The sequence below is a fragment of the Subtercola boreus genome, from assembly GCF_003399645.1.
In the GTDB taxonomy this organism is placed as follows: Bacteria; Actinomycetota; Actinomycetes; order Actinomycetales; family Microbacteriaceae; genus Subtercola; species Subtercola boreus_A.
This window is the reverse complement of record NZ_NBXD01000030.1, coordinates 181,359-197,843: the sequence shown is the minus strand read 5'-3', so window position 1 is coordinate 197,843 and position 16,485 is coordinate 181,359. Positions and strand designations below refer to the sequence as shown.

The 16,485-nt window shown below is 69.0% G+C and carries 20 protein-coding genes and 1 pseudogene; 14 read left to right on the top strand and 7 right to left on the bottom strand.

Features of this window, described 5'->3' with window-relative positions; genetic code table 11:
- Window positions 1-13 precede the first annotated feature (13 nt).
- The 3 genes from B7R24_RS15585 to B7R24_RS15580 are packed head-to-tail and all read right to left on the bottom strand — an operon-like array spanning window position 14 to window position 1,081.
- Entirely contained in the window at window positions 14-268 is a 255-nt protein-coding gene (locus tag B7R24_RS15585; RefSeq protein WP_216363729.1) for an ANTAR domain-containing protein, read from the bottom strand.
- Between the two features lie 25 nt (window positions 269-293).
- A complete protein-coding gene (locus B7R24_RS18330; RefSeq protein WP_301182493.1) occupies window positions 294-428 on the bottom strand; it encodes a hypothetical protein in 135 nt (44 codons plus the stop codon).
- Complete coding sequence (locus B7R24_RS15580) at window positions 410-1,081, bottom strand: response regulator transcription factor (RefSeq protein ID WP_253259497.1); 672 nt, start codon at window positions 1,079-1,081, stop codon at window positions 410-412. The genes B7R24_RS18330 and B7R24_RS15580 overlap by 19 nt, the downstream gene beginning before the upstream one ends.
- 148 nt (window positions 1,082-1,229) lie before the next feature.
- On the opposite strand from B7R24_RS15580, the gene B7R24_RS15575 reads away from it, so the two are divergent.
- Entirely contained in the window at window positions 1,230-1,511 is a 282-nt protein-coding gene (locus B7R24_RS15575) for a GlsB/YeaQ/YmgE family stress response membrane protein (RefSeq protein ID WP_116420017.1), read from the top strand.
- Window positions 1,512-1,634: 123 nt separating this feature from the next.
- On the opposite strand, the gene B7R24_RS15570 is transcribed toward B7R24_RS15575, so the two are convergent.
- Both B7R24_RS15570 and B7R24_RS15565 read right to left on the bottom strand, forming a co-directional pair.
- Window positions 1,635-2,402, bottom strand: a complete 768-nt coding sequence (locus B7R24_RS15570) for an alpha/beta fold hydrolase (protein WP_116419869.1) — start codon at window positions 2,400-2,402, stop codon at window positions 1,635-1,637.
- An 11-nt stretch (window positions 2,403-2,413) separates the two neighbouring features.
- The gene (locus tag B7R24_RS15565; protein WP_116419868.1) at window positions 2,414-3,394 is read right to left on the bottom strand and encodes a diacylglycerol/lipid kinase family protein; all 981 of its coding nucleotides are present in this window, start codon (window positions 3,392-3,394) and stop codon (window positions 2,414-2,416) included.
- 124 nt (window positions 3,395-3,518) lie between these two features.
- Here B7R24_RS15565 and ppk2 point away from each other — a divergent pair, with 124 nt between their 5' ends.
- From ppk2 to B7R24_RS15535, 6 genes are all read left to right on the top strand, one after another.
- Entirely contained in the window at window positions 3,519-4,310 is a 792-nt protein-coding gene (gene ppk2 / locus B7R24_RS15560; protein WP_253259938.1) for a polyphosphate kinase 2, read from the top strand.
- 92 nt (window positions 4,311-4,402) lie between these two features.
- Window positions 4,403-4,750 (top strand): DUF7882 family protein, encoded by a 348-nt coding sequence (locus B7R24_RS15555; RefSeq protein WP_116419866.1) that lies wholly within the window; start codon window positions 4,403-4,405, stop codon window positions 4,748-4,750.
- Window positions 4,747-5,007 (top strand): hypothetical protein, encoded by a 261-nt coding sequence (locus B7R24_RS15550; RefSeq protein ID WP_116419865.1) that lies wholly within the window; start codon window positions 4,747-4,749, stop codon window positions 5,005-5,007. The genes B7R24_RS15555 and B7R24_RS15550 overlap by 4 nt, the downstream gene beginning before the upstream one ends.
- Window positions 5,008-5,072: 65 nt before the next feature.
- Window positions 5,073-5,441, top strand: coding sequence for a hypothetical protein (locus B7R24_RS15545; protein ID WP_116419864.1), 369 nt, complete (start codon window positions 5,073-5,075; stop codon window positions 5,439-5,441).
- Window positions 5,442-5,479: 38 nt separating this feature from the next.
- Window positions 5,480-6,493, top strand: a complete 1,014-nt coding sequence (locus B7R24_RS15540) for an NAD(P)/FAD-dependent oxidoreductase (RefSeq protein ID WP_116419863.1) — start codon at window positions 5,480-5,482, stop codon at window positions 6,491-6,493.
- A 124-nt stretch (window positions 6,494-6,617) separates the two neighbouring features.
- A complete protein-coding gene (locus B7R24_RS15535) occupies window positions 6,618-7,070 on the top strand; it encodes an SRPBCC family protein (protein ID WP_172583002.1) in 453 nt (150 codons plus the stop codon).
- A 41-nt stretch (window positions 7,071-7,111) separates the two neighbouring features.
- On the opposite strand, the gene B7R24_RS15530 is transcribed toward B7R24_RS15535, so the two are convergent.
- Window positions 7,112-7,981 (bottom strand): siderophore-interacting protein, encoded by an 870-nt coding sequence (locus tag B7R24_RS15530; RefSeq protein ID WP_253259496.1) that lies wholly within the window; start codon window positions 7,979-7,981, stop codon window positions 7,112-7,114.
- A 57-nt stretch (window positions 7,982-8,038) separates the two neighbouring features.
- On the opposite strand from B7R24_RS15530, the gene B7R24_RS15525 reads away from it, so the two are divergent.
- From B7R24_RS15525 to B7R24_RS15505, 5 genes are all read left to right on the top strand, one after another.
- Window positions 8,039-9,094: a FecCD family ABC transporter permease gene (locus B7R24_RS15525; RefSeq protein WP_216363726.1), complete on the top strand. Its 1,056-nt coding sequence runs from the start codon at window positions 8,039-8,041 to the stop codon at window positions 9,092-9,094.
- Window positions 9,091-10,227 (top strand): FecCD family ABC transporter permease, encoded by a 1,137-nt coding sequence (locus B7R24_RS15520; RefSeq protein WP_216363724.1) that lies wholly within the window; start codon window positions 9,091-9,093, stop codon window positions 10,225-10,227. Before B7R24_RS15525 ends, B7R24_RS15520 begins: the two co-directional genes overlap by 4 nt.
- Entirely contained in the window at window positions 10,224-11,099 is an 876-nt protein-coding gene (locus B7R24_RS15515; protein WP_116419860.1) for an ABC transporter ATP-binding protein, read from the top strand. The genes B7R24_RS15520 and B7R24_RS15515 overlap by 4 nt, the downstream gene beginning before the upstream one ends.
- A 67-nt stretch (window positions 11,100-11,166) precedes the next feature.
- Complete coding sequence (locus tag B7R24_RS15510; protein ID WP_116419859.1) at window positions 11,167-12,186, top strand: ABC transporter substrate-binding protein; 1,020 nt, start codon at window positions 11,167-11,169, stop codon at window positions 12,184-12,186.
- Window positions 12,187-12,308: 122 nt separating this feature from the next.
- Window positions 12,309-13,595: an ATP-binding protein gene (locus tag B7R24_RS15505; RefSeq protein ID WP_116419858.1), complete on the top strand. Its 1,287-nt coding sequence runs from the start codon at window positions 12,309-12,311 to the stop codon at window positions 13,593-13,595.
- A gap of 11 nt (window positions 13,596-13,606) precedes the next feature.
- Here B7R24_RS15505 and B7R24_RS15500 read toward each other — a convergent pair whose 3' ends face one another.
- A complete protein-coding gene (locus B7R24_RS15500) occupies window positions 13,607-13,867 on the bottom strand; it encodes a DUF4190 domain-containing protein (RefSeq protein WP_116419857.1) in 261 nt (86 codons plus the stop codon).
- 114 nt (window positions 13,868-13,981) lie between these two features.
- Between B7R24_RS15500 and B7R24_RS15495 the strand changes: the two genes are divergently transcribed.
- Window positions 13,982-15,556 (top strand): FAD-dependent oxidoreductase, encoded by a 1,575-nt coding sequence (locus B7R24_RS15495; RefSeq protein WP_116419856.1) that lies wholly within the window; start codon window positions 13,982-13,984, stop codon window positions 15,554-15,556.
- Between the two features lie 61 nt (window positions 15,557-15,617).
- Window positions 15,618-16,193: pseudogene (dcd, locus tag B7R24_RS15490) on the top strand (dCTP deaminase); the annotation flags it as partial.
- Window positions 16,194-16,485 lie beyond the last annotated feature (292 nt).

The following is a 16,485-nucleotide window of genomic DNA, read 5'->3' as shown; positions in this document are numbered from 1 at the left end:
AGCTGCTCGGCAGTCATGGGGTGATGTCGGATGCGGGCGCGGATGCGGGCGCGGGCTGGTCGACGAGTACGCCCGTTCGCAGCACCAGGGTTCCGTCGATGACGCGCTGGGCATCGTGGAGCAGCCGGTTGTTGTTCGCGCGGGCGTGTGAGCGAATGACGTCGAATGCCGCGTTCGGCGAGATGTTCGCCCGAGCCGGGAGCATTCCCTTCGCTTGCTCGATCAGAACACGGTTGTTCAGCGCGGTCTGCAGCTGCTCGGCGAGCACCTCGCTTCCGTGATGCCCGCGTTGATCACGGGTGACCGGTACGGAAGCAGTCGAGGCACGGCCCCTCGTTGACCTGCAGCTCGAACAGCTCGATGTTGCGGATGCGCTCAGACGACGAGGCCGCGAGTCGATCTTCGAAGGTCAGGGGCCGCCCAGCCAATGGTCGATGCGGTGGTGGTCGGGCGCGAAGCCGTGCGCGATGCCCCAGAGCACGGCCTGGGTGCGGCTCGTCACATCGATCTTGCGATAGATGCTCCGGATGTACGACTTCACCGTGTTGCCGCTGAGATAGGTGAGCGTCGCGACTTCGGCGTTGCTCTTGCCCTGCGTGATCAGCGCCAGAATCTCGGACTCGCGGTCGGTGAAGCCCTCGTGGCGGCCCGGCCAGTCGAGGCCGAGGGCGCTGCCGGCGCGCTTCGGAGCGTCGCTGATCACGGTCTCGCCGGCGTGCACCGACTCGATCGCCGCCACGAGGTCACGGGCGGGCAGGGTCTTCGAGAGGTAGCCGTGGATGCCCTGGCGCTGTGCGCTGTCGACGAGCTCGGGCTGGAAGTTCCACGTGTAGACGACGACCCGGCTCGCCCGGGGGTTTGCGACGAGAGCGCTGAGCTCCTGGTGGTCCGACTCCGGCTGCGCGAACGAGTCGTACAGCACGATGTCGACTTCGTCGCTCAGCTCGGCGTTGGCGTCGATCTCGCAGACCAGCACGCGATCGCGATAGCGGTCGAACATGTGCGCGAGGCCGGTGAGCACGACGTCGTAGTCGTCGACGAGCGCCACGCGGATGGGCCGGGTCGCTGTCGTTTCGCTCACCCTTACGAAGCTACAGCACCCCTGGGGCGGAAAGACCACCCCTAGGGGTGGTTCGGGCCACCTCCCGGGGTGGTTCGCTATACCTAGCCGTTCATCCCGAGCGGTACCCGAAGCGCCCCCCCCGGCGCGAGAACAAAGGATGCACACCATGCTCGGTCTCATCATCAGCCTCATCGTCGTCGGCCTCATCGCCGGCGCACTCGCCCGCCTGATCGTTCCCGGTCGCCAGAACATCTCCATCCCCATGACAATCCTCCTGGGCATCATCGGTTCGTTCGTCGGTGGGTTCCTCGGCTTCCTCATCTTCCAGCACGACCCGATGGACGGTTTCTTCCAGCCCGCTGGCATCATCGGATCGATCATCGGCGCGATCATCGTTCTCGTCATCTACACCCGCTTCGCGGGCCGTGGCGCCGTACGCCGCTCGTAGCGCACGCGCTCGCGCCTGTGACTCGCGAAGACACCGTGCCCGCCGCGCCTGAATCAGGTGGCGGGCGCGGTGTTCGAGCGCTCCGCGCAGGGTGCCGTGTCTCTCAGGCGACGGCACCGCCCCTCATTCGACATCGCTCGCGCTGAGCCTGGCCGCGAAGCGGGCGATGTGCCCCGCTGTGGCCGCGGGCCCGGAGTGCACCACGTTGTGCCGGAAGCCCGGGATGCTGATCGCCGGGCCGCCGCCGCCGCTGGACACCGGGCCCCCGCCCGACCCCGCGAGTGCTGCCGCCCGCACCACCCACGCCTCGTCGGCGATCGGATCGTGCGCCCCCCGCAGCACCAGCAGCGGCTGCGTCAGTGCCCGCAGGCGTTCGTGGGTCGGATAGGCGAGCATCGCCCGGGTCTCCGCGAGAAACCACAGCGGCCCGCAGCGCAGGTAGTCGAACTGAACCATCAGACTCGTGCGGAGCGGCTCGAACGCCGTATCCCGGAGCAGCGCCATCGCCTGCTGCCACAGGGTTCGCCGCAGCGGGTCGACCACGGGCCCGATCATCACGACGGCCGTGACGAGCTCGGGGCGCTGCAGCGCGAGTTCGAGGGCGAACTGCGCTCCCATCGAGTGGCCCACCGCGATGACCGGCCCGGTGCGGGTGCGCACGAGCACGTCGCCGACGCCCCGCGCGACGTCCTCCACGCTCAGCGGATGCTTCGGCCGCGGCGTGCCGCCGAACCCCGGCAGATCGATCGCCACAATGTCACCGTGCCCGGCGAGTACCTTCGCTGCCCGCGTGAAGGAGCGGTGCGAGAGCCCGATACCGTGCAGCAGCAGGAACGTGGGTCGATCGCCCCCGGCCCGCACGGGCATCCGGAACACCCTGTACTGCTGCACGGGTGCGCCGATCAGGAGGCGTCGACCGGAACGCGCACATTCAGTGCGCCGGCTTCGATCCAGGCTCTGAACGCGGTCGCCTTACCGAAACCGTCACCGTCGAGCTCGATCTCCTCGGGGCGCGACAGCCGTGCCGTGAACTTTCTCCCGGTGCGGTAGTGCAGGTCGCCGTCGTTCCGGTGTTCACCGGCGAGCGCTTTACCGGCCTTGGTGCGCCGCACGATACCGTTCAGCCAGGCGACCTTCACCCAGACGCGGATCCAGCCGAGCACGCCACCGGGCCTCATCAGCATGAGGTCGAGCAGGCCGTCGTCGATCTTCGCGTCGGGCATCAGCAGGATGTTCGCCGGCAGCGACCCGCAGTTGCCGAGCATGACCGTGTGCACGGTGGTGCGCTTGGGCGGCTCGTCGTCGAGTCTGAACTGCATGTGCAGCTCATGCGGGTCGCGCAGTGACTTGCTGATCGCGCCGACGTAGGCCGCGATCCCGGCCTTGGCCTTGAGGTCGTCGTCGGTGTTGGCGATCATCTTCGCGTCGATGCCCATGCCGGCCATGACGACGAAGACGTGCCGGTCGCGACTCTTGTCGCTGCGTTCGATGTCGATGACACCCAGGTCGATCGCCCGGTCGGTGCCGGTGAAGGCTGTGGTGACGGCGATCGGAACGTTGTTCAGCGTGAGCTGGAGGTTGCGGGCGAGAAGGTTGCCCGTTCCCGACGGGAGGAGCCCGAGCGAGATGCCGCTGCCGCGGAGCGCCTCGGCGACCGCGCGAACGGTTCCGTCGCCGCCGGCCGCGATGACCATGTCGACACCGAGCTCGATGGCCTGGCGGGTCACGCCCTGGCCGACATCGTCGACTGAGGTCTCGAGCCAGACGGACTCGCCCCAGCCGGCGTCGCGTGCTGCGGAGTCGATGGCCTCGCGGAGCGCATCGAGGTCGACCTTGATCGGATTGTAGATGACTGCAGCGGTCTTGAGTGTGGGTTCAGTCATGTGGCAAGCCTAGAGTGCTGAGTATTCACACAAACACACCCCGGAGTGGGTTGACAGGCCTGCACAGAGACCGAATCTCGACAACCCCCACACGGGGTGCCCACCGATGGGCCAGAGTGGGAAGATGATCGAACGGATGCCGAAGCACGTCTATGAAGAAGAGCTCGAGCGACTCCAGATCCAGTTGGTGAGCATGCAGCAGTGGGTCGTCGAGACCGGCACGCGCGTGGTCGTCATCTTCGAGGGGCGGGATGCCGCGGGCAAGGGCGGCGCGATCAAACGCATCATGCAGTACCTCAACCCTCGCCAGGCTCGTGTCGCCGCACTGCCCACGCCGAACGATCGCGAGAAGGGGCAGTGGTACTTCCAGCGCTACATCGAGCATCTGCCGACCGCGGGCGAGATCGTGCTGATGGACCGCTCCTGGTACAACCGGGCCGGCGTCGAGCGCGTGATGGAGTACTGCACTCCGGAGCAGTACCGCCGGTTCCTGCACCAGGTGCCGACCTTCGAGCGGATGCTCGTCGAAGACGGCATCATCCTCGTCAAGTACTGGTTCTCGGTGTCCGACGAGGTGCAGGAGGAGCGCTTCCACTCGCGACTGAACGATCCGATGCGACGCTGGAAGCTGTCGGAGACCGATGTCGTGTCGATCACCAAGTGGGAGGACTACTCCCGAGCCAAAGATGCCATGTTCGAGGCGACCGACCACGCGGATGCGCCGTGGTGGACCATCGAGAGCGACGACAAGCGCAAGGCCCGCCTGAACGCGATCAGCCATCTGCTCTCGCAGGTGCCCTACGAGCCGCGCGTTCCCGAGAAGGTCGACATCCCGCCCCGCCCGTCGGCGGACGACTACGAGCGCCCCGACCGCGCCCGCTACAAGTACGTGCCCGATCACGCGGCCGACTTGTGACAGGCGACGCGTTTGCGCGCTCTCGAAGCTCGCACCCCGAAGCCCGGTAGTCTGAGGTCGCGCCGCGTCGGCGCCTGAAGCAGAGAGATTTCATGGGAACGTTCAATTACGACTCGGTTCTCAAGGTCGACTTCGAAGACCGGGTGCTGGCTCACATCCAGATCGTCATCGGTGCAAAGCTCCGCCGTGGCGAGTCGTTCAACTTCAGCTGGCGTGACGACGAGGCGATCGGCGACGGGCGCACGACGGTCTGGGTGCATCCGGCGCTACCGATCGTCTACAAGTACAACGGCGGGAAGATGCCGCGCATCAATCCGGCGTGGATCCAGGTTCTCAGCGACACCGCGAATTCCAACGGGGGCCTGCAGCTCGTTCCCGAACCGGATTCACCCCTCAGCGGCAGCGGCGGCAGCAGCAGCGGCAACGGGGGTACGAGGTGAAGCGCATCAATCTCTTCTACGGCGGCCAGCCGTACAGCGTCGGCAACCGCGACCTCGACGAACTCCTCGCCGAGATCGCTGCCGGCCTCGGTTCCGACGAAACGCGATGGCTGAGCGTCAATGTCGGGGAAGGCAGGCCACGGCAGGCGCTGCTGGCACTCACGCGCGGGATCGACATCGCGGTCATCCCGGTGCCGGCTCTGGACGAGGAGCCAGACGAGGTCTCGAACGAGTCGCCTCCGCCGCCCGCCCGATAGTCGTTCTCCGACGGCAGATGCGCAATCCCTTTCTCGACGGACGTGACGGTGGGTAGGTTTCAGTAATGAAAGTCGTACATTTTGCGGGGGGCGAAGTCCGTACCGGTGACGACATCGCTGATGCGGTGATCCACTACGCCGAAGCGCTCGCTCGCCGCAAGACGTCTGCCGCGGTGGAGGTTCCCGCCCTGCTCTCAGACGGTTCGGTCGGTGTGGTCTCGATGCTGCTCGGGCCGGCGAGCCAGCTCGTCGCTGTTCCCGAACCCGGCGACGACCCCGATGTGTCCGATGCCACCTTCATCGTCGCGCTCAACTCCCGGGCGGCTCTGCTCGGCGACCCGAAGCCCGTCGCAGGCGATACCGTCGAACTCGGAATCGAGGACGACGTGCCCCAGGGTATCGACGAGGGCTTCGACGCAGACCCGCAACAGTGAGTGAGCTTTCGGGGACCGCGTCCCCTTCGCCCGGCCGGGTGTCGACATCCGACACTCTTGTCGTCGGCTCGGGCATCGCCGGTCTTGCGTGCGCCCGGGCCCTGCATGACGCGGGTGTGGCGGTGCGGGTCGTCGATCGCGGCCGGGTGGTCGGTGGCCGACTGGCCAGCAAGCGACTGGATGATCGCCCCGTCGACATCGGTGCCCGGTACTTCACCGTGCCAGACGGCTCGGGTTTCGCCTCCGTCGTCGATGACTGGATCACGCGCGGGCTGGTGCGGCCCTGGACCGACACCTTCTGGGTCTACGCGACCGACGGCTCGCACGAGCCCAAGTCCGGCCCGATGCGGTACGCCGCCCCCGCCGGGCTGCGTTCGCTGGCCACTGACCTCGCCGACCGGCTGCAGGCTGACGGGGTGCCGCTCGACCAGGAGGTCGACGTTGCAGGCATCCCCGAGGGCGGCGACGTTCTCGGCTCGCGGTACGACACTGTCGTGCTGGCCATGCCCGATCCGCAGGCGAAGCGGATGCTTCTGCCAGGCTCGATCGCCGCGGCCAGCCTCGCCGACGCGGGAGACTGGCAGCCCACGATCACCGTGGTCGCTCGCTGGCGCGAGCGGCTCTGGCCCGCCGACCTGCACGGGGCCTTCGTCGACGGCTCCGAGGTGCTCGCCTTCGTCGCCGACGACGGCGACCGTCGGGGCGACGGAGCCCCGGTACTGGTCGCGCACACCACTGCGCCGTTCGCACGGGCGCACCTCGAGCATCCGGAGTCTGCTGTCGCCCCTGTCGTCGAGGCGGTCGGCGCACTTCTCGGCCTGTCGGAGGCCCCGGTCTCGACCTCCGCGCACCGCTGGACCTTCTCCTCGCCCGCCACCCAGCACCCTGACCTGTTCCTCCTCAGCGGCGGTGACGGCGCGGCCCCCGGTCGCACCGATCGCGCCGGCGGCGTGCGCGTGGGTGTCTGCGGCGACGCGTGGGGTGCCCGCTCCGCCGTCTCGACCGCCTGGGAATCGGGAACGGCCCTCGGTCAGGCCCTCGCCCAGCCCTGACCGGCGGTCTCTCAGCCGGTCGGCGTCGCCCGAGGCGCCATCCGACTGACGCGCCGCGACACGGGGCCGGGAGCTTGGTCGACCGCGCGTAGGCTCGCGGCGAGCGTCCGTGAGAGGGGGAGCAGTGTCTGTGAAGAGAATCGATCACCGCGTCGACCTCGCCATCGGTCATGAGGAGGCCTTTCATGCCTGGACCGATTTCGCCCAGTTTCCGGCGTTCATGGGCGCTGTCACAAGGGTCACGGTCACCGACGCCCTGCACTCGGTCTGGGAACTCCGGGTCGCCGGTCTGGACTGGGAGTACGACGCGCTGATCACCGCCAACGACCCCGGCCGGATGCTCGAGTGGATTACCACCTCGGGCGAGGTGTCGCTCGCCGGGCGGGCGGTCTTCGACCCCCTCACCGAGACGTCGTCTCGCCTCCTCATGCGAATCGAGTGGACCCCTCGCGGTCCGCTCGAGCACCTCGCGTCGATGTTCGGCGGTGATTCCCTCATCGTCAGGCGTGAGCTCTCGGCGTTCAGGGCCCACGTCGAGGTGGCCGTGCGCGACGGCCTTCCCCACCCCCTCCGCTGAGGTGGGCCGGGCCGGGGCGGGCCGGGGCGGGGCGCTGCGGCTCAGGGGGCGGCGTGGGCGTGCGGGGTGTGTTTCCAGAAGCCTGAGAAGGTGATGCGCGACTTCGGCAGGCCGGCGCGGTGCAGTGCGCGGCGGCCCTCGGTCGCGAGGGTCGATTCGCCGACGACGAAGGCGTAGTCCCGCGGGTGCGGCGTGACGGTTTCGCAGAGCGCCTCGAGGGCGCGCCGGCCGGGTGCGGAATGGTGTTCGGCGGCGGCTGGGGCGTGCGCCGTTCCAGCGACGGCCCCCGTGCCCGTATCTGTGCCCGCATCGCGCGTCAACCAGGTCACGGCGACCCCGGCGGGCGCGACCAGCTGCTCGATGTCGCCGGCCGTCGGCACCTCGATGATCGCCGTGCCCGACTGGTGTCCTCCGAGGTGGCGCAGGATGCCGCGGAGCGCGGGCAGCCCGCTCTCGTCCGACACGAGGTGCACGCCCTCCATGTCGGTCGGTGGATCGAACAGCGTCCCCTGGTCGAGGAGGGCCACAGGCGACCCGGGCGTGGTGGTGGTCGCCCAGATGGCCACCGCTCCGGCGACCGTGCCCCGGGCATCCGTGTGGATGACCACATCGATGTCGAGCTCCGTGCGCCCGTCGATCGTGCGCACGCCGGCCACGGTGTAGTTGCTGCAGTGCGGGCGGGTCCCCTCCGGAATGGCGAGATACGGTTTGTACCAACCGCGACCCGCAACGGCCGGCAGGTGTAGCGGCAGCCCCGCCCGCGGAGGCAGGAAGAGCCGAAACCAGTGGTCGAAGCCGTTGTACTCGAACCCGGCGAGCTCCGGCCCGCAGACGGTCACGCGCTGGAACGACGGCGCGAGGCGCTCCGACCGCAGAACCTCCGCGGTGAAGAGTCGAGGGTCGGTTGGCATGAGTCGGGGGTAACGGGCCATATCGGCCATCGTATTAGGTAAGGCTAAGCTTACCAAGTGCCCATCTCGCCCACTGCCCTCGCCCCGACCGCTCTGACGGGCGATCCTCGGCGGCGGTCGACGCACGCCCGGCGCCCCCTGGTGCTGCTGGCGCTCGGCATCGGCGTGCTCGCGACGGCCCTGGTCAGCCTGATGCTCGGCAGCAACCTCATCAGCGCGACTGCGGTACTGGCCGGCCTGTTCGATCCGGCTCAGGATGTCGCATCCGTCGTGTGGGGTTCGAGGGTGCCGCGCACCGTGCTCGGCCTGCTCGTCGGGGTGTGCCTCGGGGTGGCCGGAGCGATGATGCAGGGCCAGACGCGCAACCCGCTCGCCGACCCGGGCCTGTTCGGGGTCTCCGCCGGAGCCAGCTTCGCCGTGGTCATCGGCGTCTACGTGCTCGGCACGAGTTCGGTGCTCACCACCCTCTGGCTCGCCCTCGCCGGAGCGACCGTGGCCAGCGTGGTGGTGTTCTCGGTCGCCGCCCTGGGCCGCGGGCTCTCCAGCCCGGTGCCCCTCGCCATCGCGGGTGCCGCCGTCTCCTCCCTCCTGGTGGCCCTCACGTCGTTCCTCGTGCTCTCCGACGAGACCACGCTCGCCGCCTACCGCATCTGGGTGGTGGGTTCGCTCTCGGGCCGTTCGCTGGCCGGTGTGGATGCCGCACTGCTCTTCGCAGGCGTCGGCATGGTCTTCGCAGCCGCCAACATCCGGTCCCTGAACAACCTGGCGCTCGGCACCGAACTTGCGCACGGCCTCGGCGAGAACCTGCTGCGCGCCCGTCTCGTGGGGCTCGCGGGCATAACCCTGCTCACCGCGAGCGCCGTGGCCATCTCGGGACCGATCGGATTCGTCGGACTGACCGCACCGCACATCGCCCGCCGCCTGGTCGGCGGCGACCACCACTGGCTCCTGCCTGCCTCGGGACTCGTCGGGGCGGTGGTGCTGCTCGTCTGCGACGTGATCGGCCGCCTCATCGGGGGCAACGCCGAGGTCTCGGTGGGTGTCGTGCTCACGGTCGTCGGCGGTATCGTCTTCATCGCCATCGTGCGCCGCGGAAAGATGGCGACCCTGTGACCGCGACGACCGCGAACCAGCCCGCCCCGCAGCCCGGGAACGGGCCCGGGTCCCGGCCCGGCCCTCGGCCTCGCCGCGCCGAGCCGTCGAGAGACGGCCACCGGTTCTTCGGCCGCCAGTGGCAGGGCCGCGTGGTGGTCGTCACCGCGGTCTGCCTGCTCCTCGCGATCGCCGCCGCACTGTTCGGCATCGTTGCAGGGTCGAGCTCGCTCACGGTTCCCGACGTCGTGAGAACCCTCGTCGGCGGGGGCACCCGCGCGGAGCGTCTCATCGTGCTCGACCTCCGGCTGCCGCGCGTGACAGCGGGGCTGCTGGTCGGGGCCGCTCTCGGTCTCGCCGGGGCGCTCACCCAGACGTTCGCGCGCAATCCACTCGCGACGCCCGACATCATCGGCGTGACATCCGGAGCCAGCCTCGGCGCCGTCTCGGCGATCGTGCTCGCGGGCGGCGGCTATTCGGTTGCGGCCGGCCTGCTGAGCCTCGGCCTGCCGCTCGTGGCGACCCTCGGCGCCCTGGTCACCGCCGCGGCCGTCTACGGCCTCTCGTGGCGCGGAGGGGTCGACAGCTACCGGCTCATCCTGATCGGTATCGGCGCGACGGCGACGCTCACGGGCATCACCAGCTACCTCATCGCGAAGGCGCAGATCACGGATGCCGCGGCCGCCGCCCAGTGGTTGGTGGGCAGCCTCTCGGGCATCTCGTGGGCCAGCGTCTGGCCGGTGTTGATCGTGCTGGTCGTGGTCACGCCGATCGCGCTGCTGCAGTCGACGAATCTCGAGGTCAGCCAGCTCGGTGACGACGTGTCGACAGGGCTGGGCGTCGCCCTCCAGCGTCATCGGCTGATCGTGATCCTCTGCGCTGTGCTGCTCACGGCGGCGGCGGTCTCGGCGAGTGGCCCGATCGAGTTCGTCGCCTTCGTCGCCCCGCAGATCGCCAGGCGTGTGGCGCGCTCGGGGCGCCCGCCGCTCCTGGCTTCCGCGCTGGTGGGCGCGATCATCGTGGTGGGCGGCGACGCGCTCGCGCGGGGAGTGCTGCCCGGCGAGATTCCCGTCGGGATCATCACGGCCGTGGTCGGCGCGCCGTACCTCATCCGGCTGCTGACGCGCCGCAACACGAAGGAGAGCACCCTGTGACCGCGACATCCACCCCCCGTTTCCGCCGGGCCGGGGCGCCGGCGGGCTCTGCGGCTGGCTCTGCGGATGGCTCTGCGGCGGACTCTGCGGCGCTCGAGGCGCGCCGCGTGACGCTCTCGTATGAGAAGTCGGTGATCTTCGATGGGCTCGACCTACGGATCGAGCGCGGCCGGGTGACCACGCTGGTCGGGGCGAACGGCAGCGGCAAGTCCACGGTGCTCAAGGCGTTCGGTCGCCTGCTCACCCCGGGTGCGGGAACAGTGGAACTTGACGGCCATCCGGTGCGCTCGCTGTCGACACGGGAGGTGGCGCGTCGGCTGGCGATCCTGCCGCAGAAGCCGCTCACCCCCTCCGCCACGACCGTGCGCGACCTGGTCTCGCGCGGGCGGCACCCGCACCAGAGCCTGCTGCGACCGTTCACCCCGCACGACTCGGCGGTGGTCGACGCGGCACTGGCGGCGACCGGGCTGCGAGGGCTCGAGGGCCGCGACGCCGGGTCGCTGTCGGGCGGGCAGTTGCAGCGGGCGTGGATTGCGCTCATCCTCGCCCAGGAGGCGCCGACCATCCTGCTCGACGAGCCCACCACGTTCCTGGATCTCAGCCACCAGCTCGACGTACTGCGCCTCGTGCGGCGCATCAACCGCGAACATGGCGCGACCGTCGTCATGGTGCTGCACGACCTCTCGCTGGCCGGGCGGTACTCCGACCGACTCGTCGTTCTCGGCGGCGGACGGGTGATCGCAGACGGCACGCCGTGGGAGGTTCTCACGCCCGCGATCCTGCGCGAGGCCTTCGATCTCGAGGCTCTCGTCATTCCCGATCCGAGCTGCGGATCGCCGCTCGTCGTACCCGTGGACACCGAGCACAGGTAGGCGTCGAGCCCGTCCGTTGCCGGAGGACGGTCGACAGGCTTAGTAAGGATAGGCTAACCTAACTAATGTGAAAATCCTTCCCTCTCTCAGACGGTCCGCCGCCCTCCTCCTCATCCCCGCACTCGCGCTCGTCGGCCTCGCCGGTTGCTCCACCCCGAGCTCCCCCGGCTCCGCTGCTGTCGCAGACTCCGTCGCCTCGGGCCCCTGGAGCTACACCGACGACACCGGCAAGATGGTCACCCTCGACCAGCGCCCCGAGAAGGTCGCCAGCTACGCCGACTACGCCCTCGGTCTTCTGAGCTACGGCATCGACCCCGTCGCGATCTTCGGCCGAACGGATGTCGCGAGCGACCCTCGCTTCGCGTCGTACGACATAGAGAACACGGCGATCGTCGGCAACAGCTACGGCGAGATCGACCTCGAAGCCCTCACCGAAGCAGCACCCGAACTCATCGTGACGGGCATCTACCCGACCGACCGCGAGGGAACGCTCGACCTGGCCGGGCCACTGTATGCGTTCGCCGACGCGGAGCAGCAGGCGCAGATCGAGAAGATCGCCCCCGTGGTGGCGATCGAGATCGGCGGCAAAGGCAGCGATGTCATCGCGAGCATGAACAGGCTCGCCGAGTCGCTCGGGGCCAGCGAGCAGACGGTCGCCGCGGCGAAGGCGAAGTACGACACCGCTGCCGCCGACCTCACTGCCGCTGCACAGGAGACCGACCTCGAGGTGACCCAGCTCTACGCCGACGCAGACGGCCTCTACGTAGCAAAGCCGAACGACGAGCCCGAGCTTGAGCTCTATGAAAGCCTCGGCGTCGACTTCACCGACAGGAACCCCGACGGCTACTACTACTGGGACATCTACAGCTGGGAGAACGCGGGCCAGGTGATGAGCGGTGACGTTCTGCTCGTCAACGTCGAGGGCTACCAGCAGAGCGACCTGCTCATGCAGGCCACGTTCGCCTCAGACCCTGCCCTGCAGGCCGGCCAGATCCACTCCTGGAACGGTGCCGCCCTCGACTACGCCTCCCAGGCCGCGCACATGACCGAGCTCGCCGAGATTCTCCGGTCGTCGAAGAAGCTCTAGCGTGCCCGGTGCAACGCACGATCTGTTCGATGAACGGCGGGAGTTCGTGACCGCGGTGGTCGCCGACTTCCTCCGGCGTGCCCGGCGACGGTAGCCTTACTCGAATCGACAGGGAAGTTGACATGGCCTCGTTCACCATCCGGGATTTCCACTCCGACGACATCGACGACGTTCTCACGCTCTGGACGGAGATGCGCGACTCCCAGTACGAACCGGTGTACGGACTCAGCGAGGTTCTCGCCTCGTGCCAGGCGGACCACGCCGTCGTCGCGGTGCAGGACGATGTCATCATCGGTGCTGCGGTCGGCCGTGCGGCCCACGCACAGGGCTGGATCGTCTTTCTCTCCACTGCCGCGGCGCACCAGCGACAGGGAGTCGGTGGCAAGCTGCTCCAGGCGCTCGAGAAACGGATGGCGCCGCTCGGGCTCTCGAAGCTGTCGGTGCTCGTTCCCGACACCGCGCTGCGGGTCGACTCGCTGCGTGAGCAGGGGTTCGAGGCGAAGCAGAACCTCCTCTACTTCGAGCGCCGCATCCCGGTGCAGCGCAACGAACTCAGCGCGCTCAGCGAGCTCGGCGGACGCATCCTCCCGCGCGGGCTCTGGGAGTCGATCGGCGGAATGCAGACCGAGAAGGAGCTGCTCGAGCGACGGCTCGTGATGCCCCTCGCGAAGGCCGACCTGGCCGAACAGTTCGGCGTCGTGCCGCCCAGCGCGGTGGTGCTCTTCGGGCCCCCCGGCACCGGTAAGACCACGTTCGCCCGCGCCATCGCCTCGCGGCTCGAGTGGTCGTTCGTCGAGGTCTTCCCCTCGCGCCTGGCCTCTGACCCCGCGGGCCTTGCCGGCGCTCTGCGCGAGACGTTCGAGAAGATCAGTCACCTCGAGCACGCCGTGGTCTTCATCGACGAGGTCGAGGAGATCGCCGTCCAGCGCGGCGGCGAACCGCCGTCAGCGATGCAGGGCGTGACGAACGAACTCCTGAAGATCATTCCGACGTTCCGCGACCAGCCGAACCGGCTTCTCGTCTGCGCCACCAACTTCATCCGCTCGCTCGACTCGGCCTTCCTCCGGCACGGCCGGTTCGACTACGTCATCCCCATCGGTCTGCCCGACGAGAAGGCCCGGGAGTCGATCTGGTCGCGGTACATTCCCGCCGAGGCCCTGCCGCACGTCGATGTGGCTGCCCTCGTGCAGCAGACAGAAGGCTTCTCACCCGCCGACATCGAGTACGCAGCGCACAAAGCAGCGCAACACGCGCTCGAGAACGCGCTGTACCCCGTGGGCGAAGCACGCGCTGCCACCGGCCCCCGCACCGACGACTACCTGCGCGCGGTGCGCCAGACACGGGCGACGGTCTCGCCGGAGGTCGCCGAGGCGTTCCTCGAGGACATCACGAGCATCGCCCGCCTCTAGCGCGCGATCGCCTAGTACCCGGCGCCCATCGCCGCACCCGCGACGGCACTGATGATGCCGACCAGCAGCCCGATGATGATCACCGCGATTCCGACGATGATGCCGCCGAGAGCGAGCCCGTGCCCGCGCTCGCCCGTCTCCTTGATCTGCCGGAGGGAGATCACGCCGCAGATGATCCCGGCGAGGGGAAAGACGAAGCCGCCGATGATCGCCACGATGGCCAGGGTGTTGAGTTTGACCGGGTTGGCGCCGGCGTAGGGTGTTCCGCTCATGAGGAGTCCTTCTTTTAGTGAGTAAGTGTCGCTTTCCCATCAAGAATACGAGACTTTGTCACAGATGTACATTCGCCGGTTCGGGTGAGGCCCGGCTGGGGATAGTGTTGCCGCATGTCAGGGGTCTCACGGCGGCACTTCGTTCTCGCGGCAGGCGGTACGACCGCTGTGACGGCGCTGCTCTCGGCGTGCACCGGGCCCGATCACACTCCGCCGGCGACCACCATCCCGACCCCCACTGTCGTTCCGGCCGGCCCGCCGGTGTGGAACGAACTCGCCAGTGCCGTGCAGGGCACCCTGGTGCTGCCCGCAGACGCCGGCTACGGCACCGTCAAGCTGACCGAGAACCCCCGGTTCGACGACGCGCAGCCGCTGGCGATCCTCGAAGCCTCCAGCGCCGCCGACGTCGCCGCAGGGCTGGCGTTCGCGACGAAATATGCGCTGCCACTCGCCCTTCGTTCGGGCGGACACAACTACATCGGCTACTCGGCGGGCGGGGCATCCGGAACCGGCGTCGCCCCGTCCCTCGTCATCAGCACCGCGACGCTCACCGACGTCACCCTCAGCGGATCGGGCGAGAGCACCACGGCCCAGATCGGCGCGGGGGCCTCGCTCGCGCAGGTCTACGACGCCGTCGGCACCGCAGGGCGCGCCGTGGCGGGCGGATCGTGCGCGACCGTCGGCGTCACCGGCCTGACCCTCGGCGGCGGCGTCGGGGTTCTGGTGCGATCATTCGGCCTGGCCTGCGACCAGCTCACCGCCGTCGAGATCGTCACCGCCGACGGAACGGTGCACCAGGCCAGCGAGAGCACCGACTCCGACCTCTTCTGGGCCTGCCGGGGTGGCGGAGGGGGCCAGCTCGGCGTCGTCACGGGCCTCACGTTCGCTACGCAATCGGCGCCGAACGTGAACACCTGGTACGTCGAATGGCCGTGGTCCCGAGCATCCGAGGTCATCGAGTCATGGCAGGGGTGGGCGCCGGGGGCCGATGACCGCCTCTGGTCGACCCTCAAGCTGCTGGGCGGCGAGACCCACGCGGGCGACCCCAGCGTCTCGGTCTCGGGCACCCTCGTCGGTGACATCGGCGATCTCGAGCGCCTGCTCGCGCCCCTTCTCGCGGGTGTGACCGGCGATCCGACAGACAACCAGTCGTTCCCGCACACCTACCTCGAGGCGATGATGATCGAAGCGGGCTGCCAGAACACGCCCATCGCACAGTGCAACACGGGCGAGGGCGGAGCGCTGACGCGGGAACCCTCATCCGCCACCTCGAATGTCGCCTACGCCACGCTCGACGCCTCGGGTATCTCCGATCTCATTGCTGCCGTCAACGGTGCGCAGTCCGTGGGCGGGATGACCGAGGGAGGCATCTCGCTCGATGCCCTCGGCGGCGCCGTCTCGACGATCGACCCCTTGGCCACGGCATTCGTGCACCGCAGGGCGCTGATGACGGTGCAGTACACGGCGACATTCGCGGTCGGAGCCGACCCCGCCCCGTTCGACGCGTACGTGCGCTCGTTCCGCGGCACCATGACGAGCCACTGGCAGAACTGGGCCTACGTGAACTACTGCGACCAGGCGGTTCCGGATGCCCAGACCGCCTACTTCGGAGCGAATCTGCCGCGCCTGACAGCCCTCAAGCAGCAGTACGACCCGAACGGGCTCTTCACGCAGCCGCAGTCGTACTGACCCTTGTGCGGACCGCCTCGCCGGACCGTGCCGGGTCGCGCCGTGTCGGTAGGCTGGCGGCGTGCTTCTCAGCGATCGCGACATCCGGGCCGAACTCGACAGTGGGCGCGTGGGGTTGGCGCCCTACGAACCCGCGATGGTGCAACCGTCGAGCGTCGATGTGCGGCTCGACCGGTTCTTCCGGCTGTTCGACAACCACAAATACCCCTTCATCGACCCCGCAGAAGACCAGCCCGAGCTCACCCGGCTCATCGAGGCCAAGGCCGACGAACCGTTCATCCTGCATCCCGGCGAGTTCGTTCTCGGCTCCACCTTCGAGCTCATCACGCTGCCCGACGACATCGCCGCGCGACTCGAAGGCAAGAGCTCCCTCGGCCGCCTCGGCCTGCTGACCCACTCGACCGCGGGCTTCATCGACCCTGGGTTCTCCGGCCACGTCACCCTCGAGCTCTCGAACGTCGCCACGCTGCCCATCAAACTCTGGCCGGGGATGAAGATCGGCCAGCTCTGCTTCTTCCAGCTCAGCTCGCCCGCCGAGCATCCGTACGGCTCGGGCGTCTACAGCTCGCGCTACCAGGGCCAGCGCGGCCCCACGGCGTCGCGGTCGCACCTCAACTTCCACCGCACCGACGTGTCGGGTGCTGCGCCCACCCCCGCCGACGACTCCGGTACCCCGGCGGGCGTCGCCGAGCTGAGCGAGGCAGCCGAGGTGGCCCGGGCCGCCGTTGCGCTCGAGACGGGGGGTCTCGCCGCGGGTGCGGCCCCGGATGCCGATGCGGTCGAGACGGGGGCTCCTGCGGTGGGCACGGCACCGGATGCTCGGCCCTCGACCTCCGAACCCACCACCCTCGGCGGCCACGGCTGACCCACCCCGTGCCGCCGCCGGCGCCGGGGCGGGGCGGGGCGCGGCGGGCGCGGCGGGCGCGGTG